The 21,767-nt window shown below is 63.1% G+C and carries 17 protein-coding genes and 1 pseudogene; 6 read left to right on the plus strand and 12 right to left on the minus strand.

The annotated features are described in order from the left end of the window. Nucleotides 1-17: 17 nt before the first annotated feature. Both FFS60_RS01105 and ttcA read right to left on the minus strand, forming a co-directional pair. Complete coding sequence (locus FFS60_RS01105; RefSeq protein ID WP_028628967.1) at nucleotides 18-689, minus strand: DNA-3-methyladenine glycosylase I; 672 nt, start codon at nucleotides 687-689, stop codon at nucleotides 18-20. A gap of 89 nt (nucleotides 690-778) precedes the next feature. Continuing rightward, nucleotides 779-1,603: a tRNA 2-thiocytidine(32) synthetase TtcA gene (gene ttcA / locus FFS60_RS01110; RefSeq protein WP_028628966.1), complete on the minus strand. Its 825-nt coding sequence runs from the start codon at nucleotides 1,601-1,603 to the stop codon at nucleotides 779-781. Nucleotides 1,604-1,703: 100 nt separating this feature from the next. Here ttcA and FFS60_RS01115 point away from each other — a divergent pair, with 100 nt between their 5' ends. The 3 genes from FFS60_RS01115 (at nucleotide 1,704) to FFS60_RS01125 (ending at nucleotide 3,676) form a co-directional block, all read left to right on the plus strand. Then, nucleotides 1,704-2,303, plus strand: a complete 600-nt coding sequence (locus FFS60_RS01115) for a DNA-J related domain-containing protein (protein ID WP_028628965.1) — start codon at nucleotides 1,704-1,706, stop codon at nucleotides 2,301-2,303. 155 nt (nucleotides 2,304-2,458) lie between these two features. Continuing rightward, on the plus strand, nucleotides 2,459-3,058 hold the full coding sequence (locus tag FFS60_RS01120) for a Yip1 family protein (RefSeq protein ID WP_028628964.1): 600 nt from the start codon (nucleotides 2,459-2,461) through the stop codon (nucleotides 3,056-3,058). A 126-nt stretch (nucleotides 3,059-3,184) separates the two neighbouring features. Continuing rightward, nucleotides 3,185-3,676, plus strand: coding sequence for a SprT family zinc-dependent metalloprotease (locus tag FFS60_RS01125; RefSeq protein WP_028628963.1), 492 nt, complete (start codon nucleotides 3,185-3,187; stop codon nucleotides 3,674-3,676). Nucleotides 3,677-3,812: 136 nt separating this feature from the next. On the opposite strand, the gene FFS60_RS01130 is transcribed toward FFS60_RS01125, so the two are convergent. From FFS60_RS01130 to FFS60_RS01150, 5 genes are all read right to left on the minus strand, one after another. Next, complete coding sequence (locus FFS60_RS01130) at nucleotides 3,813-4,994, minus strand: CaiB/BaiF CoA-transferase family protein (RefSeq protein WP_137820857.1); 1,182 nt, start codon at nucleotides 4,992-4,994, stop codon at nucleotides 3,813-3,815. Nucleotides 4,995-5,023: 29 nt separating this feature from the next. Beyond that, nucleotides 5,024-6,661: an AMP-binding protein gene (locus FFS60_RS01135; RefSeq protein ID WP_137820858.1), complete on the minus strand. Its 1,638-nt coding sequence runs from the start codon at nucleotides 6,659-6,661 to the stop codon at nucleotides 5,024-5,026. A 52-nt stretch (nucleotides 6,662-6,713) separates the two neighbouring features. Beyond that, nucleotides 6,714-7,541 carry an amidohydrolase family protein gene (locus tag FFS60_RS01140; RefSeq protein WP_137820859.1) on the minus strand — a complete coding sequence of 276 codons (828 nt, stop codon included), beginning with the start codon at nucleotides 7,539-7,541 and terminating at the stop codon, nucleotides 6,714-6,716. A 91-nt stretch (nucleotides 7,542-7,632) separates the two neighbouring features. Then, nucleotides 7,633-8,772, minus strand: coding sequence for an acyl-CoA dehydrogenase family protein (locus tag FFS60_RS01145; protein ID WP_028628960.1), 1,140 nt, complete (start codon nucleotides 8,770-8,772; stop codon nucleotides 7,633-7,635). Nucleotides 8,773-9,083: 311 nt separating this feature from the next. Next, nucleotides 9,084-10,379 carry a dicarboxylate/amino acid:cation symporter gene (locus FFS60_RS01150; protein ID WP_028628959.1) on the minus strand — a complete coding sequence of 432 codons (1,296 nt, stop codon included), beginning with the start codon at nucleotides 10,377-10,379 and terminating at the stop codon, nucleotides 9,084-9,086. Between the two features lie 323 nt (nucleotides 10,380-10,702). On the opposite strand from FFS60_RS01150, the gene FFS60_RS01155 reads away from it, so the two are divergent. Next, nucleotides 10,703-11,701: an AraC family transcriptional regulator gene (locus FFS60_RS01155; RefSeq protein WP_028628958.1), complete on the plus strand. Its 999-nt coding sequence runs from the start codon at nucleotides 10,703-10,705 to the stop codon at nucleotides 11,699-11,701. A gap of 105 nt (nucleotides 11,702-11,806) precedes the next feature. On the opposite strand, the gene FFS60_RS01160 is transcribed toward FFS60_RS01155, so the two are convergent. The 3 genes from FFS60_RS01160 to FFS60_RS01170 all read right to left on the minus strand — a co-directional run bounded on the left by FFS60_RS01160 (nucleotide 11,807) and on the right by FFS60_RS01170 (nucleotide 14,527). Next, on the minus strand, nucleotides 11,807-13,186 hold the full coding sequence (locus FFS60_RS01160; protein ID WP_036997435.1) for an ATP-binding protein: 1,380 nt from the start codon (nucleotides 13,184-13,186) through the stop codon (nucleotides 11,807-11,809). Then, on the minus strand, nucleotides 13,183-13,860 hold the full coding sequence (locus FFS60_RS01165; RefSeq protein WP_028628956.1) for a response regulator: 678 nt from the start codon (nucleotides 13,858-13,860) through the stop codon (nucleotides 13,183-13,185). Before FFS60_RS01165 ends, FFS60_RS01160 begins: the two co-directional genes overlap by 4 nt. Before the next feature lie 61 nt (nucleotides 13,861-13,921). After that, nucleotides 13,922-14,527, minus strand: coding sequence for an outer membrane beta-barrel protein (locus FFS60_RS01170; protein WP_137820860.1), 606 nt, complete (start codon nucleotides 14,525-14,527; stop codon nucleotides 13,922-13,924). A gap of 410 nt (nucleotides 14,528-14,937) precedes the next feature. On the opposite strand from FFS60_RS01170, the gene FFS60_RS01175 reads away from it, so the two are divergent. Beyond that, nucleotides 14,938-15,654, plus strand: a complete 717-nt coding sequence (locus FFS60_RS01175; protein WP_137820861.1) for a 4'-phosphopantetheinyl transferase — start codon at nucleotides 14,938-14,940, stop codon at nucleotides 15,652-15,654. A gap of 111 nt (nucleotides 15,655-15,765) precedes the next feature. Here FFS60_RS01175 and FFS60_RS01180 read toward each other — a convergent pair. Both FFS60_RS01180 and FFS60_RS01185 read right to left on the minus strand, forming a co-directional pair. Next, nucleotides 15,766-17,382, minus strand: a pseudogene (locus FFS60_RS01180) (ATP-binding protein). 39 nt (nucleotides 17,383-17,421) lie between these two features. Beyond that, the gene (locus FFS60_RS01185) at nucleotides 17,422-18,144 is read right to left on the minus strand and encodes a response regulator (protein ID WP_137820862.1); all 723 of its coding nucleotides are present in this window, start codon (nucleotides 18,142-18,144) and stop codon (nucleotides 17,422-17,424) included. 711 nt (nucleotides 18,145-18,855) lie between these two features. Here FFS60_RS01185 and FFS60_RS01190 point away from each other — a divergent pair. Beyond that, nucleotides 18,856-21,747, plus strand: coding sequence for a ribonucleoside-diphosphate reductase subunit alpha (locus tag FFS60_RS01190; protein ID WP_137820863.1), 2,892 nt, complete (start codon nucleotides 18,856-18,858; stop codon nucleotides 21,745-21,747). Nucleotides 21,748-21,767: the final 20 nt, after the last annotated feature.

The raw sequence follows: 21,767 nt of genomic DNA on the forward strand, positions 1-21,767 counted from the left end.
CGAGCGCCCGTCGCGGCTCAGTGATTGACGGTATGGGCCAGCATCACGGACAGCTGGCACAGCGGGCGGCCGCTTTCGGCATGCCACTGGTTGAAGGCCGCCTGGACCTGGGCCAGATCTTTCTGGCTGGTGGGCGCCTTGTCGATAATGTCCTGGGCCTTGAGGGCCGCAACCATGTCATCGGTCGGAATGAAGGTGTCCTTGCCGACCATGCGCAGGAAGCGCGGCGCCGACAACCCGCCCAACTGGTTGCCATGCTTGGCCAGGTACTTCCACAGGCCGACGATGTCGGTCACCGGCCAGTCGGCGATCAGCGCGCCGAAGCTGCCTTTCTCCCGGGCCACGTCCAGCACGAACTGCGCATTGCGCGGCACACTCTTGAGCTTGCCCAGGTGGCGGATCAGTCGCGCGTCCTGCATTAGACGCTCCAGATGCTCGGCGCCCATCAGCACCACTTTCTCCGGGTCGAAGCCGAAGAACACCTCTTCGAAGGCGGGCCACTTGGCGTCCACCAGGCTGTGCTTGAGGCCTGCACGGAATACCCGCAAGGCCATCAGCGACAGATAACGGTCGTCACTCAGTGCGCGCAGCTCGGCTTCGCTGCGCGGTTGCGGCAGACGTGCTTCCAGGGCCTCGGCGGAGCCGAAGCGGTTCAGGCAGTACTCGTGGAGCCAACGGTAGTCGCGCATGCAGTGTCCTTTCGATGCGGAAACGATTCCCTTTAGGAGCCAGCTTGCTGGCGAGCCTTCGCGAGCAAGCTCACTCCTACAAGGGCAGGTCAGATATTGACCACGTCGAGGGTACGCGGCGCCGCGGTTTCGTCGATGCGCAGGTTGGCGAAGTCGAACAGGTTGCGGTCGGCCAGCTGCGAGGGCACCACGTTCTGCAGGGCGCGGAACATGATCTCGGTACGGCCCGGGGACTTGCGCTCCCAGTCGTTGAGCATTTCCTTGACCACCTGGCGCTGCAGGTTTTCCTGGGAGCCGCAGAGGTTGCACGGGATGATCGGGAACTCCTTGAGGATGGAGTACGCCTCGATGTCGGCCTCGTTGCAGTAGGCCAGCGGACGAATCACCACGTTGCGGCCGTCGTCGGCACGCAGCTTCGGGGGCATGGCCTTGAGGGTGCCGCCGTAGAACATGTTGAGGAAGAAGGTTTCCAGGATGTCGTCGCGGTGGTGACCCAGGGCCATCTTGGTCGCGCCGATTTCGTCGGCGAAGGTGTAGAGGGTGCCGCGGCGCAGGCGCGAGCAGAGCGAGCAAGTGGTCTTGCCTTCCGGGATCTTCTCCTTCACCACCGAGTAGGTGTCCTTCTCGATGATGTGGTACGGAACGCCAATGGATTCCAGATAGGCCGGCAGGACGTGTTCCGGGAAGCCGGGCTGCTTCTGGTCCATGTTCACTGCGACGATCTCGAATTTGATCGGCGCAACCTTCTGCAGGTACAGCAGCACGTCCAGCATGGTGTAGCTGTCCTTGCCACCGGACAGGCAGACCATGACCTTGTCGCCATCCTCGATCATGTTGAAGTCGGCGATGGCTTCGCCGGCCAGGCGGCGGATGCGTTTCTGCAGTTTGTTCTGGTTGACCGAAAGGGTGCCCATGGTGCTCTGAAATCCGGGGGAGATGCGAAAAGCTGGCTATTTTACGCACAAAGCGCGCGCGGCCCCAGCCCCATTATCAGCCTGTGCTAGGCTCCCGCCGATGAGCCACGACCTCGACCCCAACCAAGACCTGAGCGATCAGCTCCACGAACTATTGCGCGGGGCACCCGAGGGCCTGAGCGAGTATCAGCTGATCCAGGCACTCAAGGCTCACCACTCCACCCACATTCCCCATCTGGAACTCACCGACAGGCTGGTGCTGTTCCGCACCCACTTCCTGGTGTTCAACGCCCTCTACCGACTGCGCGACCACCTCAACGCTGCGGGCCAGGCGCAGCTCGCCATCAGCCCCTTGTGCGTGCAGCTACTGCCATACAAGCCCGGCACCACTTCCTCCCTCAGCGAGCTGGACCCGCTGCGCGACTATTACCTGGACCTGAAGAACCTGCGGGACACGACCGAAGAAGACGTGGAACGCCTGCTGGCCAGCTTCTGGACCCGCATGCAGGGCAGCGAGGAGAAGCTCGCGGCGCTGGAATTGTTCGGCCTGCACAACGGCAGCCAGCCCCTCAGCCTGGCCGTGATCAAGCAGCGCTACCGGCAACTGGTGAGCCAGCACCACCCTGATCGCGGTGGCAGCACGTCGCGCCTGCAATCGATCAACAAGGCCATGGAAATACTTCAACGCTATTACAGCTGAGGCTGAATCTTCGATTCGCTCTAAGGCGACGCCGATCAGCCTGCCTATACTGCGACATAAGGTCGCATAGGTCGGCCGGGCACCGGGTGGCGCTGGCTACGCACCCCCGGCGCTTGTCTGGGGGGCGACCTCATAATAATGAGGAGGTGTTCAGCATGATCCACCACGTTTGGGGGCTCTTCACCCATCCCGATCAAGAGTGGCAAGAGATCCGTGGCGAAGAGGAAAGCGTCAGCCACATGTACCTCACCCACGTCCTGATCCTTGCTGCAATTCCCGTGATTTCTGCCTATATCGGCACCACCCAGGTCGGCTGGGTACTGGGCAAGGGCGATCCCGTGATGCTCACCCAGGCCAGCGCGTTGCAGATGTCCATCATGTCCTACCTGGCGATGCTCGCCGGCGTGGCAGTGATGGGCGGATTCATCCACTGGATGGCGCGCACCTACGACGCCAATCCGAGCGTTACCGAGTGCATCGTGTTTGCCGCTTACTGCGCGACCCCGCTGTTCATCGGCGGTCTCGCGGCGCTCTACCCGCACCTCTGGTTCGGCGCAACAGTCGGCACATTAGCCATCTGCTACACGGTCTACCTGCTTTATGTGGGCATACCGACTTTCATGAACATTCCGAAGGACGAAGGCTTCCTGTTCTCCAGCTCGGTGCTGGCAGTGGGCCTGGTGGTGCTGGTGGCGATGATCGCCTCCGCCGTAATCCTCTGGGGCTTCGGCCTGGGGCCGGTGTACACCAGCTGAAAACTCTCGCTGACCAGGAGGCCGCCTGCGGGCGGCCTTTTGTTTTGGCCGGGAATGACCGCTCGGCGTCACCACCTTTGGGCAGCAACCGCTTTGCGGCATAATTCCGCGCCAACGGAGTGCCCTATGCCCGAGCAGCTACTTGCCCGCGTCGAGGCCTGCTACCAACAGGCCGAAGCCTTTTTCAAATGCCGGTTCCCCCGCCCCGAAGTGAGCTTCAAGCTGCGTGGGCAGAAGGCCGGCGTCGCCCATCTGGACGAGAACAAGCTGCGCTTCAACCCGCAGCTCTACCGCGAAAACCAGGAAGACTTCCTGCGCCAGACAGTGGCGCACGAAGTCGCGCACCTGGTGGCCCACCAACTGTTCGGCCCACGCATCCAGCCCCATGGCGAGGAGTGGCAGCTGATCATGCGCGGGGTCTACGAACTGCCGCCCAATCGCTGCCACACCTATGAGGTGAAACGGCGGCAGGTGACACGCTACCTCTACCGCTGCGCCTGTCCCGACGGCCACCCCTTCTCGGCGCAGCGCCACGCCCTGGTCGCACGCGGCCGCCGCTACTACTGCAGGCGTTGCCGGGTAACGCTGGTGTTCAGCGGGGAACAGAGCCGGGTTTAAGAGGGCTGTAGGATGGGTTGAGACACGAAACCCATGCGGCCCGGATCGATGGGTATCGCAAGCTCCACCCATCCTACGAGTCGAGTTTTTTCCTGTGGGAGCGAATTCATTCGCCCCCACAGGACTCCCGCATTCCCTACCCCACCACCTTCGCGGCTTTCAGTGCCTCGATCTGCTCTGCGCTCAACCCCAGCCCAGCCAGCACTTCAGTGGTATGTGACCCCACGGCCCCGCCGGTATGGCGCGGTGCAGGCAGTCCTGCGGAGAATTTGATCGGGCAGGCGATCTGCTTCTGCGGCGCAAGGCCGTCGCGCGGCACCTCCACCACCAGGTTGCGGGCCTTGATCTGCGGGTGCTCCACCGCCTCGGACAGCGGCAGCATCGGCTCAACGCAGGCGTCCAGGGCGGCGAATACCTCCGCCCACTCGGCAAAGTCGCGCTTCTCGAACTCGATCTCGATGGCCCGTTTCAGTTCGCGCTGGTCTTCGGGCTTGGGTGACAGGCCCTTGGCTGCCAGTTCAGGCTGGCCGATAGCAGCACAGAACTGCTGCATGAACTGCGGTTCCAGGCTGCCCACCGAGAACCAGCGGCCATCTCGGGTGCGGTAGTAGTCGTAGAAACTTCCGCCATTGAGCGCCTGGTTCTCCATGTCCGGCTCCACGCCGGCACCCAGGTAGCCCGCCCCTGCCATGCCGTGCAGGGCGAAGGCGCAGTCGGTCATGCTCACGTCGACGTGCTGCCCTTCCCCTGTCGCCTGGCGATGGATCACCGCTGCCAACAGCCCCATCACCCCATGCAGGGAGCCGCCGCCGATGTCCGCCAATTGCACGCCCAAGGGCAGCGGCCCGCTGTCGCGGCGCCCGGTGTAACTGGCAATGCCGGCCAGGGCCAGGTAGTTGATGTCGTGCCCGGCGCGGTCGCGGTAAGGGCCGGTCTGGCCGTAGCCGGTGATCGATACGTAGATCAGCTTCGGATTGACCGCTTTCAGCGCCTCATAGCCAAGGCCCAAACGTTCCATCACGCCGGGGCGAAACTGCTCCAGCACGATGTCGTAGTCGCTCACCAGCTGCTTGACCAACTCCACCGCCTCGGGCCGCTTCAGGTCCAGGGCGATGCTGCGCTTGTTGCGGTTGAGATACGCATGGCTGGTGGACTGGCCGCCGTCGTGGGGCGGCAGCACGCGCACCAGGTCCATCCGCGTGGGCGACTCCACCCGCAGCACATCAGCCCCCATGTCCGCCAGCAACAACGAGGCGAAGGGCCCTGGCAACAGAGTGGAAAAGTCGAGGATTTTCAGCGAAGACAGCGGGCCTTTCATGGCAACTCCTGATGCGTGTGTTCTGGCGGTCATTCCCAATGCAGCGCCTGGCGCGCATCGAGGCGGTCGACCGCTGGGGCGTAACGAGCTTCCAGCACGTTACGGCGAATCTTCATGGTGGGGGTCATGGAACCGTTATCCACCGTCCAGGGCTCTCGAACCAGCAATAGGTGGCTGACGCGCTCGTGAGGCAATAGTTTGCCGTTGAGCTGCTCGAGGGTGGCCAAGAGGTCAGCCTCGACCTCAGCGCGAGCCTGCCCGCGGGCGGCGGGGCTCAGCTCGATCAATGCCAGGGGTTGATCCAGGCCGCTGCCCATCAGGCACACCTGCTCCACCCAGAGGTTCTTGGCGATCTCGCCTTCGATGGGCGCCGGCGCCACGTACTTGCCCTTGCTGGTCTTGAAGATGTCCTTCACCCGGCCGGTGATACGCAGGTAGCCATCGGCGTCGATCTGCCCCTTGTCACCCGTGTGCAGCCAGCCATCGCGCAGGGTCTCGGCGGTCTTTTCCGGCTCCAGGTAGTAGCCGGTCATCAATGACGGGCTGCGGTAGAGAATCTCGCCATCCTCGGCCAGGCGCAGTTCGTTGTCCGGCATCACCCGGCCCACCGTGCCGAAACGCACCTGCCCCGGCCGGTTGAAGTTGCCGTAGGCGAAGTTCTCGGTCATGCCGTAACCCTCGCAGATGGTCAGACCGATGCGCCGGTACCATTCCAGAAGCGCCACGGGAATGGGCGCGGCGCCGCTCACCAGCACCCGCGCGCGGTCGAGCCCCAAGCCTCGGCGTATTTTCCGCGCCACCAGGGCGCCCAGCAGCGGAACCGCCAGGAGGCGGTCGAGTCGACGCTGCGGCAGCTTCTCCAGAACCCCCTGCTGGAAGCGCGTCCACAAACGCGGCACGGAGAAGAACTGGGTCGGGCGGATTTCCCGCAGGTCTTCGGCGAAGGTCTCCAGAGACTCGGCGAAGCCGATGCCGCACCCACAATAGAGGCTGTTGGTTTCCACCAGGAAGCGCTCGGCGGCATGGGACAGCGGCAGGTACGAGAAGAATTGGTCGCCTTCTCCCAGCCCCATCTCCCTCACCGAGCGGCTGGAGGCGAAGGCGAACGCTCGCGCCGTCTGCATCACGCCCTTGGGCTGGCCGGTGGTCCCGGAGGTATAGAGGATGCTGAGCAGGTCGTCCGGGCGCTGCTCGTGGACCTCACGCAGGGGCGCATGCCGAGCCAACAGTTCGCCCCAGGTGTAGTCGGCGTGCAAGGTTGGATAGGGCATCGCGATACGCACCACATCAGCCGGGATACCCGGCTCCAGGCGCTCGGCGTCGTCCAGCTTGCCGAGGATGATCACCTTGCAGGCGGAATGGCGCAGGACGTATTCGATGCTCTCGGCCGATTGCAGCGGATAGAGCGGCACGCTGACCAGCCCGGCGAGCATGATCGCCAGGTCACTCACTATCCATTCGGCGCAGTTCTTCGCCAGGATCGCTACCCGGTCTCCCGGCTCGCAGCCCAGGGCCCGCAGCGCACCGGCCAGCCGCCGCGCGCGGTCATCGGCCTCGCGCCAGGTGATGGGATGCCACGTCCGCGCCACCGGCTGACGCAGCCAGACGCGATCCGGCGTGGTCGCCACCCAGTGGGAGAAACGTTGCAACGGCAGTGCTTCGCTCATCCTGCAGCCCTCTTATTGTTGTTATCGGCTCATTGCCCGATGGACCATCACTCTAGAGCTTGAACACCCTCCGCGCATTCCCATACAGAAACTTCGCTTGCACGTCCTCCGGCAGCCCCATCTCGGCCACCTGCTCCATACAACGGGAAAGCGACAGCTGCGGGAAGTTGCTGCCGAACAGCACCTTGTCCTGGCCGTAGGTCTTCATGTACTGCAGCAAGGCTTGCGGGTAATAGCGCGGCAGGTAGGCCGAGGTGTCGATATAGATGTTGTCGTGTTTCCAGGCGACGCCGATCATTTCCTCGGTCCAGGGGTGGCCGATGTGCCCTGCGACGATGCGCAGCTCGGGGAAATCCAGCGCCACCTCGTCCAGATAGGGTACCGGCCGGCCGGTTTCCGACGGCATCAGCGGACCGGTGTGGCCGACCTGGGTGCAGAACGGGATGTCCAGCTCGATGCACTTCGCATAGAGCGGGTAGTAGAGCCGATGGTTGGGCGGCAGCTTCCACAACCAGGGCACCACCCGCAGCGCCTTGAAACCCAGTTCGTTCACCGCGCGGTCCAGCTCGCGCAGGGCGGCCATTGGCTTGCTCATATCCACCGCGGCAACACCGACGAAACGGCCGGGGAAGGCTCGTGTGTACTCGGCCACCTCGTCGTTGGTGCTGACCCAGCGCTCCGGTCGGCACCAGGCGCTGACCATCAGCCTCTCGATACCCGCGCGATCCATCTCGGCAACGGTTTCTTCGGGACTCAAGCCCTTGTCGAGCAGGGCCGTGGTGCCGGACTTCTCAAACAGCCGCACGGCCTCAGGTATCAGCTCGCGGGTACGACCTGTGGCCAGTTGGGCCCAGGCGTCGATGGCGCCGAATCTGGACATGGGAGACTCCTCCTCAGTTCTTCGTAAGATCTGCTTCGCTGCACCCAGTGCGGCGCCCGCTCCATGCGGATCAGCCGAAAGAGCGCACGGCTCAGAGCTTCATACCGCGGCTGATAATCTCTTTCATGATCTCCGAGGTGCCGGCGAAGATGCGTTGGATGCGCGCGTTCGCGTACATCTTGCAGATCGGGTATTCCCACATGTAGCCCCAGCCACCGTGCAGTTGCACGCCTTCGTCTACCACCTTGCACAACAGCTCAGTGGTGAACAGCTTGGCCTCGGCGGCGACTTCCGGGGTGAGTTTCTTCTGGTTGTGGTCCATCACGCAGCGGTCGGTGAACACCTGGGCCACGTCGATCTGCGTCCGCATCTCGGCCAGCTTGAAGCGCGTGTTCTGGAAGTGCGCGATCGGCCGGTCAAAAGCCTTGCGCTCCTTCACGTAGTCGATGGTGGTGAGCAGCGCAGCCTCGGCGCCGGCCACCGCGCCGCAGGCATTGGTCAGGCGCTCCTGGGCGAGCATGTTCATCAGGTAGAAGAAGCCGCCCTTGGCATCGCCCAGCAGGTTTTCCTTCGGCACCTTGACGTTGTTGAAAAACAGCTCGGCGGTGTCCTGGCTCTTCATGCCCAGCTTCTCAAGGTTGCGTCCGCGCTCGAAGCCTTCCATGCCCCGCTCCACCAGGAACAGGCCCATGGCGTGCTTGTTCGAAGGATCAGTCTTGGCGGCGACGATCACCACGTCGGCCAGCAGGCCGTTGGAGATGAACACCTTGGAACCGTTGAGCAGGTAGTGGTCGCCCTTGTCCACGGCGGTGGTGCGCATGCCGGCAAGATCCGAGCCGGCGCTGGGCTCAGTCATCGCCACGGCGAGAATGGTTTCGCCACGGATGATTCCCGGCAGGAAGCGGGCTTTCTGCTCAGCGTTGCCGTACTCGGCGATGTAGGGACCGCAAAGGGCCGAGTGCAGAGGAATCATGAAACCCGGCTCGTTGATGTAGGCGAGCTCCTCACACATGATCTGCTCGTAGCGGAAGTCCTTCAGCCCCGCGCCGCCGTACTCCTCGTCCGCCCAGGGCAGCAGGAAGCCCATCTCGCCAGCCTTCTTCCAGACACTGCGGTCGACCACACCGGCGGCCTCCCACTCGTCCTGGTGCGGCACCACCTCCTTCTGCAGGAAGCTGCGGAAGGCCTCGCGGAACAAGTTGTGCTCAGTCTCGAAATGAATGCGCTGCATGGCGTTGCCTCCCTGGGCCGAAGTCGTGCCGCAGGTTAGGCGCCAGCAGCGGGCGCCCTCAATGACGCAAGCGCTCAGTGCGAATTGACTCAATCGTTCAGGGGCGCGCGGCGGCCTTTGAGGGAGCCAGCAGGATGGGTGGAACGGCGCGACAAGCATGGTTGGCAGGATCTGATGGGTATCACGGCTCTACCCATCCTACGGTCGCGCGGCTCCTTTGGAGCCATCCCCCAGGCAAAAAAAGCCCGGCTACGGGGGCCGGGCTTGAGAAAGTCTCCTCACCAGGAGGAGAACGCTGTAGCAGTTGTCGATCAGGCAGCAGTCTGCGGGGCGGTCGCCACTTCGGGCTTACCACCGGCAGCCAGTTCGTTCTGCAGGGTGTTCTCGTCCAGTTGCTTGCACCACTTGGCGACGACGATGGTGGCCACGCCGTTGCCGATCAGGTTGGTCAGCGCGCGGGCTTCAGACATGAAACGGTCGATGCCGAGGATCAGTGCCAGGCCGGCGACCGGCAGGTGGCCGACAGCGGACAGGGTGGCGGCCAGCACGATGAAGCCGGAACCGGTGACGCCAGCGGCGCCCTTGGAGGCAACCAGCAGCACGGCCAGCAGGGTCAGCTGGTGCGTGATGTCCATCGGAGTGTCAGTGGCCTGGGCAATGAACACGGCGGCCATGGTCAGGTAGATGGAGGTGCCATCCAGGTTGAAGGAGTAGCCGGTGGGGATCACCAGGCCGACGACCGACTTGTTCGCACCCAGCTTTTCCATCTTGTTCAGCATGCGCGGCAGGGCCGATTCGGAAGACGAGGTGCCGAGCACGATCAGCAGCTCTTCGCGGATGTAACGGACGAAGCGAATGATGCTGAAGCCATGGGCACGAGCGATCCCGCCCAGCACCACCAGGATGAAGAACACGCAGGTGATGTAGAAGCACAGCATCAGTTGGCCAAGCTGCACCAGCGAGCCCACGCCGTACTGGCCGATGGTGAAGGCCATGGCGCCGAAGGCACCGATGGGGGCGACCTTCATGATCATGTTGATGATGCCGAACATCACATGGGCGATGCGGTCGATGAACTCCAGCACCGGCTTGCCATAGTCACCCATGCGCTGCAGGGCGAAGGCGAAGATCACCGAGAAGAACAGCACCTGCAGGATGTCGCCGCTGGCGAATGCACCAACGATCGTGCTGGGAATCACGTTGAGGAGGAACGCGATGGTGCTCTGCTGCTCGCCGGCTGCGGCGAACGCGGCAATGCCCTTGGTGTCCAGGGTGGCCGGATCGATATGCATGCCGACGCCCGGCTGGACGATGTTGACCACGACCAGGCCGATGATCAGCGCAATGGTGGAAACGATTTCGAAGTACAGCAGCGCGTAGCCGCCGGTCTTGCCCACTGCCTTCATGTCCTGCATGCCGGCGATGCCGCTGACCACGGTGCAGAAGATGATGGGCGCGATGGCCATCTTGATCAGTTTGACGAAGCCGTCGCCCAGGGGTTTGAGCGCAACACCGGTCTCCGGATAGAAGTGGCCCAGGAGAATGCCGATGGCGATAGCGACGATGACCTGGACGTACAGGCTCTTGTAGAACGGTTGGCGGGACATGGCAGTGTTCCTTTCAAGTGATCCCGACCCGTTCCGTAAGGCCTGGCGTCACCGTGATCGACACATCTCCCTGTCTGGGAGACTTTTGTTGTTGTGCGGTCCAGTCGAATGGACGGCGATGTCCCTATTGCAGCTGCTGTGCCAATCTCAATAATTTCTTAAAACCCTTATATTTCAATAGCTTAACAAAGAACCCCTCACCTTCAGCAAACCCTTCAGGCGGGTTTCCGCCAAGCCCCCGGGGGGATTTCCGCCACGTGCGCCCTTGTGGCCGCGCTCGACCGCGACCTACCATCGGCCTCCCCGACCACGGAACAGCCCCTATGCGCGAGCGCACCATCGCCAGCCACTTCGTTCGTGCCGCCCTGCGCGGTGCCCTGCGTCATGGTGTGGATTGCGCCCCCCTTTTGAGCGCCGCCGGCATCCAGCCGGCACTGCTGGACGAACCCCGGGCGCGGGTGGCACCCGAGCAGTTCGCACGACTCATGCAATTGCTCTGGGAAGCGCTGGACGACGAGTACATGGGCTTTGGCCGGCAACCAAGCAAACGCGGCACCTTCGCCATGATGTGCCACGCCATCATCCACTGCCGCACCCTGGAAAAGGCCCTGGGCCGGGGCACCCTCTTCTATGGGCTGTTCCCCGATGCTCCGCACATCCGGCTGGAACGAGAGGGCGAGTTCGCCGTCCTGACGGTGGACGACTCGACGCTCCAGGACCCGGATCACTTCCTGGTGGAAAGCCTGCTGGTGATCTGGCACCGCCTGGGCAGTTGGCTGATCGGCCAACGCATTCGCCTGGAAGAGGCCACCTTCAGCTACGCAGAACCGGCCCACGCCAGCGAATACGAACTGCTCTTCCCCACCAACCGGCGCTTCGGGGCGCCGTGCATCAGCCTGCGTTTCCACGCCCGCTACCTGGCCATGCCGCTGCTGCAGGACGAGCGCACCCTCAAGCACTTCCTCGAGCATTCCCCGGCCGACCTGCTGGCCCGCCCGGACGGCGGCGACAGCCTGACGAGCCAGATCCGCCGCCTGCTCGGCAGAGACTGCCGCACCTGGCCCGACCTGGAAGCGGTGGCCCAGCACCTGCACATCAGCCCGCAGACCCTGCGCCGGCACCTGCGGGAGGAAGGCTCGAGCTTTCAGGAATTGAAGGACCACCTGCGCCGCGACCTGGCCATCTACCACCTGGGCCGGGACGAGCTGTCGATCCAGGACATCGCCGAGCAGCTCGGATTCTCCGAGCCGTCGGCGTTCCATCGGGCGTTCAAGAAATGGACGGGACTGACGCCAGGGGCGTATCGAGCGCAAGAGGCTTGAGCCGCGCTTTTCCTGTGGGGGCGAATGGCAAACCTGCAGTCTGCGTTACGTGTTGTAGGCAGCTCCTACAATGAACTCGCCACCACAGAAAAGCGGCCGACTCGCTCAAAGCAACGGAAAGCGAATCCTGAACTCCGCCCCGCCCAGGGGGGACTCTTCAAGGAACAGCTCGCCGTCGTAGCTTTCGATGATGTCCTTGACCACGGCGGTGCCAATGCCCTGCCCGGGATGCTGGGCATCCAGGCGTTCGCCCCGCTTGAGAATGCGATCACGCTGATCCTCCGGTACGCCGGGGCCGTCGTCTTCCACTTTGAGTTCGCAGTAGCCATCGCGCACACGGGCGCTGACGCGGACTTCGCCCAGACAGAGGCGGAAGGCGTTCTCCAGCAGGTTGCCAAGCAACTCCAGCAAAGCGCCCTGCTCCATGGGAATCATCAGTCCCTCGTCGAGATCCCGCGTCACCCGCACGCGCTTTTCCCGATAGACCTTGTCAAGGGCATCGCAAAGCGTGTCCAGCAGCGGCGCCAGCTGTACCCGGTGACGCACCAGGCCGCTCTTGCGCAAGGAAGCCCGCTGTAACTGGTAGCTGATCTGCTGGCTCATGCGTTCGATCTGGCTCTGCAGCACCCGCGCCTGATCGCGATCATCTGGCCTGACAGCAATGTTCTCGCTGACGCCCTGCAGCACCGAGAGCGGTGTCTTCAGGCTGTGCGCCAGGTCATCCAGGGAGTTGCGGTAGCGTTCGCGCTGGCGGCGCTCGCTGTCCAGCAGGCGGTTGAGGGATTGGGTCAGGCGCAACAGCTCCCGAGGGTGTTCGTCACTCAGGCTGTCGCGGTTGCCGGACTCCACCTCATCCAGTTCGGCGCTGAGCCCACGCAGGCTGCGGAAGCCCCAGGTCAGGCCGAACCAGAGCAACCCCAGCAACACCAACAGGGCACCGCCGAGCCAGAGATAGAGCTGCTCGACGAAACCGTCGTACATGGACTGGTAGTCGCTCACCGGCTGCATGGTGACGACGCTGTAGGCGGCCTTTTGTCCGCGCAGCAGATCGACCTCGACGTCATATACGAAGAACTCGCGCCCCCCACCATCGGCGACCCGGAGAAACTCGTGCCCCAGGCCGTCGTAGCGCGGGCGGTAGTCCACTCGCTCATCTCGCGACGAACGGGACTGCCAGACCAGCCCACCCTCGCTGTCGTAGATGTAGCCCAGTTGGCTGGCTTCGAGGTTGTCGAACTCCTCGTCCGGCAGTTTGTCTGGCATTTGCAGGTGGCCGTTATTCACCCTGGCCGCCGCGATCAGCGCGCTGGCATCCGCAGCCAGACGCTGCTGGATGGACTGGTCCAGGGCGATCACGAAGGCCCCGCGCAGCGCGGGCAGCAGGGCCAGCATGAACAGAACCGCCATCACCGCGGCGCCGAGCATCAGCCGCAGGCGCAGTGACGACGCCGTGGAACGGTAGAACCCGCGCCAGCCATTGGTCATCGGCAGCGCTCGGTGAACAGGTAGCCCTGGCCGCGAATCGTTTCGATCGGCTTGAAGCCGTTGTCGCCCTCCAGCTTGCGACGCAGGCGGCCGACCAGCACTTCGATCACGTTGGGATCACGCTCTTCGTCATTGGGATACAGCTGCTCCATCAGCCGGTCCTTGGCCACCACTTGCTGGTGATGACGCATGAGGTATTCGAGGATGCGGTATTCGTAGGCAGTAAGCGCCACCGTTTCGCCCTCGAGCTGTGCCTGCTTGCGATTGAGGTCCAACAGAAGCGGGCCGGCCTCGATGGTGGACTGGACGAAGCCCGAGGAGCGCCGCAGCAACGCATTGAGCCGCGCCTCCAACTCTTCGAACTGGAACGGTTTGACCACATAGTCGTCGGCACCGGCAGCCAGGCCTTCGACCTTGTCCTGCCAGTTGCCACGGGCGGTGAGAATGAGGATGGGGAAGCTCTTGCCCTGATTGCGCAGCTGGCGGATCAGATCCAGCCCGCTGATGCCGGGCAGGCCAAGGTCGATAACGGCCAGGTCATGGTGGTACTCCGCAGCGCGATAGAGCGCTTCCTCGGCGTTGGGCACAGCGTCTACCACGTGGCCCTGCTCGCCCAGGCGGGTGTAGAGATGGTGGCGCAGCAACGCCTCGTCTTCCACAACCAGCAGTTTCATGGGCTGTTCCCCCTATCAATAAGGCGGCCGGGCAATTGCCCGGCCTGCTGTTAAGAACGACTCAGAACTTGTAGTTGGCGCCGAGGTAAGCCTGGCCGCTGCTGTGCAGGTCCAGGGAGCCCAGGCGGGGACCGCCGTGCTCGCCCATGTCGGTACTGACATTGGTGCGCAGGTAACGGTAGCCGGCTTCGATCGAGGCGTTCTTGCTCAGGTCCTGCAGGATACCGGCCTGCAGGCCAGCCGCGTAGTTGATATTGCTGTCGCGGCTCATGCCCTTGCTTTCCTGCTCCAACTTGACCAGGCCGAGGGTCGCACCGCCGAACAGCTTGGTGTTGTAGTCACCCACCGGCACGAACACATCGTAGCTGCCGAGCAGATTCTGCTGGCGCAGCTTGTAGCCGCTGTCGCTATCGGAGAAGTTCTCGTAGGTCATGTAGTAACGGCCGCTGTCGTGCTGCTGGCCGGCACGTACGCCCCAGGTATCGGTCTTGTGGATGACCTTGTCCAGACTGGGGTTGTTCAGGTTCGCGTTCAGCGAATCGGACTTCTGGATATTGTTGTTGGTCTGACCCCAGGTCAGGCCAACGAAGTTGTCTGCGGCCTGGGCACCAACAGCAGCAAAGGCCAGGGCGGAAGCGAGGGCGATACGGCTCAGAGTGTGGTTCATGGGATGTTCCTCTTCGAGTGATCGAGTGATTGGCTGAACTCGGGGCTAGATTGCCCGCCGACCACTGAACCGCTCCTGAACCCTCCTTGAACCTAAGCTGAACGAAATGTCCTACGTCGTCTTAAGACATTTTTGTAGGGTTGGCTTCAGCCCGCTCGCCATCTGAACCTGAAATACAGGCAAAAAAAACGGGAGCCCATCCGGGCTCCCGCACTCAATTCAGAGAAAATGTCCGAAACCGGCATTGCCAAGGTTCCAGACTACAACCTCACCTGCGTTCCAGAAGAAACGCCGGGCTAGTCTGGCAAAAAGCACGGTCCGGGTTCCGTTTCGCTTTGTTTGCCATTTGCAAACATATGTAAACGGCCGCGCCGCTGGCCGATTCCACCGACGCCGGGCAGAATGCCGCGATGACTTCGAACCACCCCGCCTGCTGCAGCCCCTTCGACTTCACCTGGCCCTTCGCTGAAGCCCTGCCCGGCGTGGTCATGCGCTCTTGCCACTTCGATCCGGCCCTGCTCGTCGCCGAAGACTTCTCTCGCAGTGCCATTCCCGCGCCAGCCAACATCCAGCGCTCGGTGGCCAAGCGGCAGGCGGAGTACCTTGCCGGCCGCCTCTGTGCCCGCATCGCCCTCCTCGCCCTCACCGGCCGCGCCGACGCGCCCGCCCTGGGTGAAGATCGCGCACCGGTCTGGCCGGCCGGCGTCAGCGGCTCCATCAGCCACAGCCACGGGCTGGCCACTGCCCTGGTTGCGGATAGCAGGCAGTGGCGCGGCCTCGGCCTGGACCTGGAAGAACCCTTGGCCAGCGACCGGGCGTTGCGCCTGGCGGAAGAAATCCTCACCCCGGCAGAACTGCAACGGCTGGATGGCCTCACGCCCGAACAGCAGGCTGAACGCATCACCCTGACCTTCTCCATCAAGGAGAGCCTGTTCAAGGCGCTCTATCCGCTGGTGCGCAAGCGTTTCTATTTCCATGACGCGGAGCTGCTGGACTGCAACGGCGCACAAGCGCGCCTGCGGCTGTTGATCGACCTGTCGGCGGAATGGACGGCGGGGAGTGAACTGGCGGGTTGGTACTGCGAATTCCAGGGGCGGGTGCTGAGCCTTGTAGCAATCGCTGCCTGAGGCTGGTGGAAATCCCTGGGCAGCGCAGCTGGCGCAATCATCTGTGGGAAAAACGTTAGGTTTGCTAAGCGAATGAATTCGCCCCCACAGAAAAGCAATCCCCCGACGAACCTACAGCGTTTCCGCCTCGCTCTGCCGACGCGGCCAGACCAGACTGAAACGTGCACCGCCCAGCGTTTCGCTGCGGCCGATCTGCGCGCGGCCGGCGTGCCAATAGATGATCCGCCGCACGATGGACAAGCCAAGGCCATGACCACCGGAAGCGCGGGTACGGCTGTCGTCCAGGCGCATGAAGGGCTTGAAGATCTTCTCCCACTAACTCTCCGGCACACCGGGGCCGTCATCTTCGACATCGATGCGGCAGCGCTTGTGGCCGATCTGATAGTTCAACTGCACCCGTGACTCCGCATGGCGCATGGCGTTACTCACCAGGTTTTGCAGGGCGCGGTGCAGGTAGCGCGGCTCGGCCTCCACCCAGGCGCCGTCGCTGCCGACGTTCAGGCACAGACCGCGCTCGATGCGTACGGTGGCGCGCAACGGAGAAAGCTCGGCGATCACCTGGTCGAACAGCGCATCCAGGTCCACGCGCTGAAAATGCAGGGCCGGCGCCCCCTGTTCCAGGCGCGCGTAAGTCAGCATCTCGTCCACCAGCTTGTCCAGTTCCTGGATGTCGCCGTCCATGCCGTCCATGTACTTGCGCCGGGCGCTCTCGCTTTCAGCGTCGGCAATCATTTCCAAGCCGAAGCGCAGTCGCGCCACCGGGGTACGCAACTCATGGGATACAGCGCGGATCAGCTCACGCTGCAGCATCAACAGCCGCTGCAACTGCTCGGCCATGCCATTGAAGGCCGCAGCCAGGCGTCCCACCGAGTCAGCCCCCTTGGCCGGTACGCGCGCGTCCAGCTTGCCCTGGGCAATGCTGGTGGCGGCACTTTCCAGCCCCATCAGCCGGTGCTCCAGCTGGCGCACCAGGAAGTAGACGGTGAGGCCGATCAGGGTCAGACCAAGGAAGCCGATCAGCACCAGCATCTGCGGTGGATAAGGGTTCATCTGGTGCAGCGGGCCCATTTCCAGTACCCAGGGCGTGTCCACCATACCGGCGAACACGCGGATGGAGTCGCCATCCTTGCCCAGCGCCATCACGGTATCGCCCTCGTCCACTCGCCGACGTTGATCGGCGTCGAGGTCCGCCTCCCTCAGCGGGATCAGCCGCAGGTCGAAGCCGAACTGCTTGTTGTCCTTGATGGATGCCAGACGTTGCGGCTGCTCGTTGACCGGGAAGCGCACCAGTTCATCCATCAACAGGTAAACCGTGGCCCGCGCCAGCTGTTCGCTGATCTGCTCGACCTCGCCGGTCAGCATCAGCCGCTCGCTCACGCTGACCAGGCCGAACACCCGCGCGGCATGAGGGCCAGTCTCCTCCACCAGTACCTGGCCACGTATCAGCCGGTTGCGGGCGCTGTTGTCCAGCTTCGAGCCCTCCATGGGCTGCAGCTCCAGGGGTATGCCCAACAGCCGCCCCCAGAGCACCACGGCGCGGCGGCGCTCCACTTCGTTCATAGGCTGGAGGTTATCGGCCATCAGGCGAAACGTGCCGCGCGCCAGACTCTCGCGGTACTGGTCGGCACGCACCTGGTTGACCTGGTGAATGGTGAAGACGCCAAGCAGCGCCACCAGCACCAGGGTGACCAGCATGCCGCCATAGATGCGCAGAAAGATCGAATTCATGGACTGTTGCCCGGAAGCTGTGGACCGTCAGCCGGTCCGTCAGAGGCCCTCGGCGGCCTCTCTTACGAATAGATAGCCCTTGCTGCGTACCGTCTTGATCAGGCGCGGGTGCATGGGGTCATCACCAATCTTCGGGCGGATTCGCGAAATGCGGACGTCGATGGAACGGTCCTGACCGTCGTACTCGATGCCGCGCAGGGAGTTGAAGATCTCCTCGCGGGAGAGGATGCGCCCCGAATTCACCGCCAGCAGCCACAGCAGGTCGAACTCGGCGCTGGTCAGCTCGATGCTGCGCTCGTTCAGCCAGGCTTCGCGCATGGCGTTGTCGATCACCAGCGGGCCGAACTCCAGGCGGCGCTGGTTTTCCACCACTGGCGCTTCTGCCACAGCTTCGCTGCGCCGCAACAGGGCGCGGATGCGCGCCAACAGCACACGCGGGCGCACCGGCTTGCAGACATAGTCATCGGCGCCCAGTTCCAGGCCAAGGATCTGGTCCATGTCGTCGGTGCGGGCCGTGAGCATCAGGATCGGCCCCTCGTACTGGCCGCGCAGCTTGCGGCAAATGGACAGACCATCCTCGCCCGGCAGCATCAGGTCCAGCACCACCAGGTCCGGGCGCTCCCTGAGAATGCGCGCCACAGCCTGGCCACCATCGGACTCGATGGCCACCCGCAGGCCGTTGCCTTCCAGGTATTCGCGCGTCAGATCGGCCAGTCGCTGATCGTCTTCGACTATGAGGATTCGCCAGGCTTCTTGCTCCACCACACACTCCCGCAGACAGCGTCAGGACCATCGAAAAAGGGCTCGCATTGTAGCAATGCCGGCTCGATAGCACAGCGCATGCCAAATGAAGGCTAAAACACAAGATATTGTGTTAGCTTGCGACACCGTCTACAGCACCGCCGCCGCCGAAAAACACACCATTTGGCGGCGACGAACGGCAGAGCCTAGAGCCACCGGGCCTTTGCCTCCGTTACTCCGCAGTCACCCACAAATCACCCACAGTTTATCCACAGGCTAGATGTAGTGGGTCGCCTTGCAATGCCCCCAATAGCGCATTATCTTGTACCCCCATCGAGCCCAGCCCCTACATATTGGGGTGAGGGCGTACCACCGGACACAACTAGAATCAAGCGCCAAAGGCTTTTTCAGAGCCTGACCACCGGTGTGTCAATTGCGGTATTTCACCCACCATCCGCCCCAGGCGAGTGGTGCCGGCCCAGGACACAAAGAACGTGACTGGGGGCCGGAAGCCGGTGCGGCGCGAACAGTGCCCACCACTAGGTATTGTGTTGTCACGGCGGTTTAACACCGTGACGTTTGACTTGTAGGGCCAGGAAGGCACTTGAGTCCTGTCCTTCTGCCTCGTAGCACCACGTTTTGCGCTCGGCACCTCGCCGTGCGTATCGCGTTGTGAAAAGGAATGAAGGCGACTCGGGCGCCCTTACATAAATACAGAACATGGAGAACCCCATGCAGACCGACACCACTCGCGAGAACCCGCAGGCCGCAGCGCCGCAGGCAGCAGATTCCAACCAGGATCTGGCCGCCACTGCGCCCGGCCAGCTGCGCGTGATCAAACGCAACGGCACCGTCGTCCCGTACACCGACGACAAGATCACCGTTGCCATCACCAAAGCGTTCCTCGCCGTGGAAGGCGGTACTGCCGCTGCTTCTTCGCGTATCCATGAAACCGTCGCGCGCCTGACCGAACAGGTCACCGCGACCTTCAAGCGCCGCATGCCTTCCGGTGGCACCATCCACATCGAAGAAATCCAGGACCAGGTCGAACTGGCCCTGATGCGCGCCGGCGAGCAAAAAGTCGCCCGCGACTACGTGATCTACCGCGAATCCCGCGCCCAGGAGCGCTCCAAGCGCAGCGCCGCCAGCGACGTCGCCCTGCCGCACCCGAGCATTCGCATCACCCGCGCCGACGGCAGCCAGCAGCCGCTGGACATGGGCCGCCTGAACACCATCATCAGCGAAGCCTGCGAAGCCCTGGCCGAAGTCGACGGCTCGCTGATCGAGCGTGAAACCCTGAAGAACCTCTACGACGGCGTAGCCGAGAAGGACGTCAACACCGCCCTGGTGATGACTGCCCGTACCCTGGTAGAGCGCGAGCCGAACTACTCCTACGTCACCGCCCGCCTGCTAATGGACACCCTGCGCGCCGAAGCCCTGGGCTTCCTCGGCGTTGCCGAGAGCGCCACCCATCACGAGATGGCCGACCTCTACGCCAAGGCCCTGCCGGCCTACGTGGAAAAAGGCGTCGAGTTCGAGCTGCTCGATCCGCAACTGAAAACCTTCGACCTGGAAAAACTGGGCAAGGCCATCAACCACGAGCGTGACCAGCAGTTCACCTACCTCGGCCTGCAGACCCTGTACGACCGCTACTTCATCCACAAGGACGGCATCCGCTTCGAACTGCCGCAGGTCTTCTTCATGCGCGTGGCCATGGGCCTGGCCATCGAAGAGAAGCAGAAAGAAGAACGCGCCATCGAGTTCTACAACCTGCTGTCGTCCTTCGACTACATGTCGTCGACCCCGACCCTGTTCAACGCCGGCACCCTGCGTCCGCAGCTGTCCTCCTGCTACCTGACCACCGTGCCGGACGACCTGTCGGGCATCTACAACGCGATCCACGACAACGCCATGCTGTCGAAATTCGCTGGCGGCCTGGGCAACGACTGGACGCCGGTACGTGCGCTGGGCTCCTACATCAAGGGCACCAACGGCAAGTCCCAGGGCGTGGTTCCGTTCCTGAAAGTCGTGAACGACACCGCGGTAGCCGTGAACCAGGGTGGCAAGCGCAAGGGCGCCGTCTGCGCGTACCTCGAAACCTGGCACATGGACATCGAAGAGTTCATCGAGCTGCGTAAGAACACCGGTGACGACCGTCGCCGTACCCACGACATGAACACCGCGAACTGGATTCCGGACCTGTTCATGAAGCGCGTGTTCGACGATGGCCAGTGGACCCTGTTCTCGCCGTCCGAAGTGCCGGACCTGCACGACCTGACCGGCAAGGCCTTCGAAGAACGCTACGAGTACTACGAAGCCCTGACCCAGTACGGCAAGATCAAGCTGTTCAAGACCATTCAGGCCAAAGACCTGTGGCGCAAGATGCTCTCGATGCTTTTCGAGACCGGCCACCCGTGGCTGACCTTCAAAGACCCGTGCAACCTGCGCAGCCCGCAGCAGCACGTGGGCGTGGTCCACAGCTCCAACCTGTGCACCGAGATCACCCTGAACACCAACAAGGACGAGATCGCGGTCTGCAACCTGGGCTCGATCAACCTGGTCAACCACATCGTTGATGGCAAGCTGGACACCGCCAAGCTCGAGAAGACCGTCAAGACCGCAGTGCGCATGCTCGATAACGTTATCGACATCAACTACTACTCGGTCCCGCAGGCGCGCAACTCGAACCTCAAGCACCGTCCGGTTGGCCTCGGCATCATGGGCTTCCAGGACGCGCTGTACCTGCAGCACATCGCCTACGGCTCCGACGCGGCCATCGAGTTCGCCGACAAGTCCATGGAAGCGGTGAGCTACTTCGCCATCCAGGCGTCCTGCGACCTGGCCGACGAGCGTGGCGCCTACGAGACCTTCGACGGCTCCCTGTGGTCCAAGGGCATCCTGCCGCTGGACTCCCAGCAGATCCTCATCGAAGCCCGTGGCCAGAAATACATCGACGTCGACCTGACCGAGTCCCTGGACTGGGCCCCGGTTCGCGAGCGCGTCAAGAAAGGTATTCGTAACTCGAACATCATGGCCATTGCGCCGACCGCGACCATCGCCAACATCACCGGCGTATCGCAGTCCATCGAGCCGACCTACCAGAACCTCTACGTGAAATCGAACCTCTCCGGCGAATTCACCGTGATCAACCCCTACCTGGTACACGACCTCAAAGCCCGTGGCCTGTGGGACCCGGTCATGGTCAACGACCTGAAGTACTACGACGGTTCCGTGCAGCAGATCGAGCGCATCCCGCAAGACCTGAAAGACCTGTACGCCACCGCCTTCGAAGTCGAGACCAAGTGGATCGTCGACGCCGCCAGCCGCCGCCAGAAGTGGATCGATCAGGCCCAGTCCCTGAACCTCTACATCGCCGGTGCCTCCGGCAAGAAGCTGGACGTGACCTACCGCATGGCTTGGTACCGTGGCCTGAAAACCACCTACTACCTCCGCGCCCTGGCCGCCACCAGCACCGAGAAGTCGACCATCAACACCGGCAAGCTGAACGCCGTATCCGCAGGTGGCAGCGAAACCCTGCAAGCCGCTCCTGCTGCAGCGCCGGCACCGGCTCCGGTGCCCAGCGCGTGCTCCATCGATAACCCCGACTGCGAAGCGTGCCAATGAAGCCGATGTAGTAATAAACG

The sequence above is a fragment of the Pseudomonas sp. D(2018) genome, assembly GCF_005502555.1.
Classification (GTDB): domain Bacteria; phylum Pseudomonadota; class Gammaproteobacteria; order Pseudomonadales; family Pseudomonadaceae; genus Metapseudomonas; species Metapseudomonas resinovorans.

Coding starts and splice junctions, on each gene's coding strand:
- FFS60_RS01105 (WP_028628967.1), bottom strand. CDS start 689: ATGCGCGACTACCGTTGGCTCCACGAGTACTGCCTGAACCGCTTCGGC.
- ttcA (WP_028628966.1), bottom strand. CDS start 1,603: ATGGGCACCCTTTCGGTCAACCAGAACAAACTGCAGAAACGCATCCGC.
- FFS60_RS01115 (WP_028628965.1), top strand. CDS start 1,704: ATGAGCCACGACCTCGACCCCAACCAAGACCTGAGCGATCAGCTCCAC.
- FFS60_RS01120 (WP_028628964.1), top strand. CDS start 2,459: ATGATCCACCACGTTTGGGGGCTCTTCACCCATCCCGATCAAGAGTGG.
- FFS60_RS01125 (WP_028628963.1), top strand. CDS start 3,185: ATGCCCGAGCAGCTACTTGCCCGCGTCGAGGCCTGCTACCAACAGGCC.
- FFS60_RS01130 (WP_137820857.1), bottom strand. CDS start 4,994: ATGAAAGGCCCGCTGTCTTCGCTGAAAATCCTCGACTTTTCCACTCTG.
- FFS60_RS01135 (WP_137820858.1), bottom strand. CDS start 6,661: ATGAGCGAAGCACTGCCGTTGCAACGTTTCTCCCACTGGGTGGCGACC.
- FFS60_RS01140 (WP_137820859.1), bottom strand. CDS start 7,541: ATGTCCAGATTCGGCGCCATCGACGCCTGGGCCCAACTGGCCACAGGT.
- FFS60_RS01145 (WP_028628960.1), bottom strand. CDS start 8,772: ATGCAGCGCATTCATTTCGAGACTGAGCACAACTTGTTCCGCGAGGCC.
- FFS60_RS01150 (WP_028628959.1), bottom strand. CDS start 10,379: ATGTCCCGCCAACCGTTCTACAAGAGCCTGTACGTCCAGGTCATCGTC.
- FFS60_RS01155 (WP_028628958.1), top strand. CDS start 10,703: ATGCGCGAGCGCACCATCGCCAGCCACTTCGTTCGTGCCGCCCTGCGC.
- FFS60_RS01160 (WP_036997435.1), bottom strand. CDS start 13,186: ATGACCAATGGCTGGCGCGGGTTCTACCGTTCCACGGCGTCGTCACTG.
- FFS60_RS01165 (WP_028628956.1), bottom strand. CDS start 13,860: ATGAAACTGCTGGTTGTGGAAGACGAGGCGTTGCTGCGCCACCATCTC.
- FFS60_RS01170 (WP_137820860.1), bottom strand. CDS start 14,527: ATGAACCACACTCTGAGCCGTATCGCCCTCGCTTCCGCCCTGGCCTTT.
- FFS60_RS01175 (WP_137820861.1), top strand. CDS start 14,938: ATGACTTCGAACCACCCCGCCTGCTGCAGCCCCTTCGACTTCACCTGG.
- FFS60_RS01190 (WP_137820863.1), top strand. CDS start 18,856: ATGCAGACCGACACCACTCGCGAGAACCCGCAGGCCGCAGCGCCGCAG.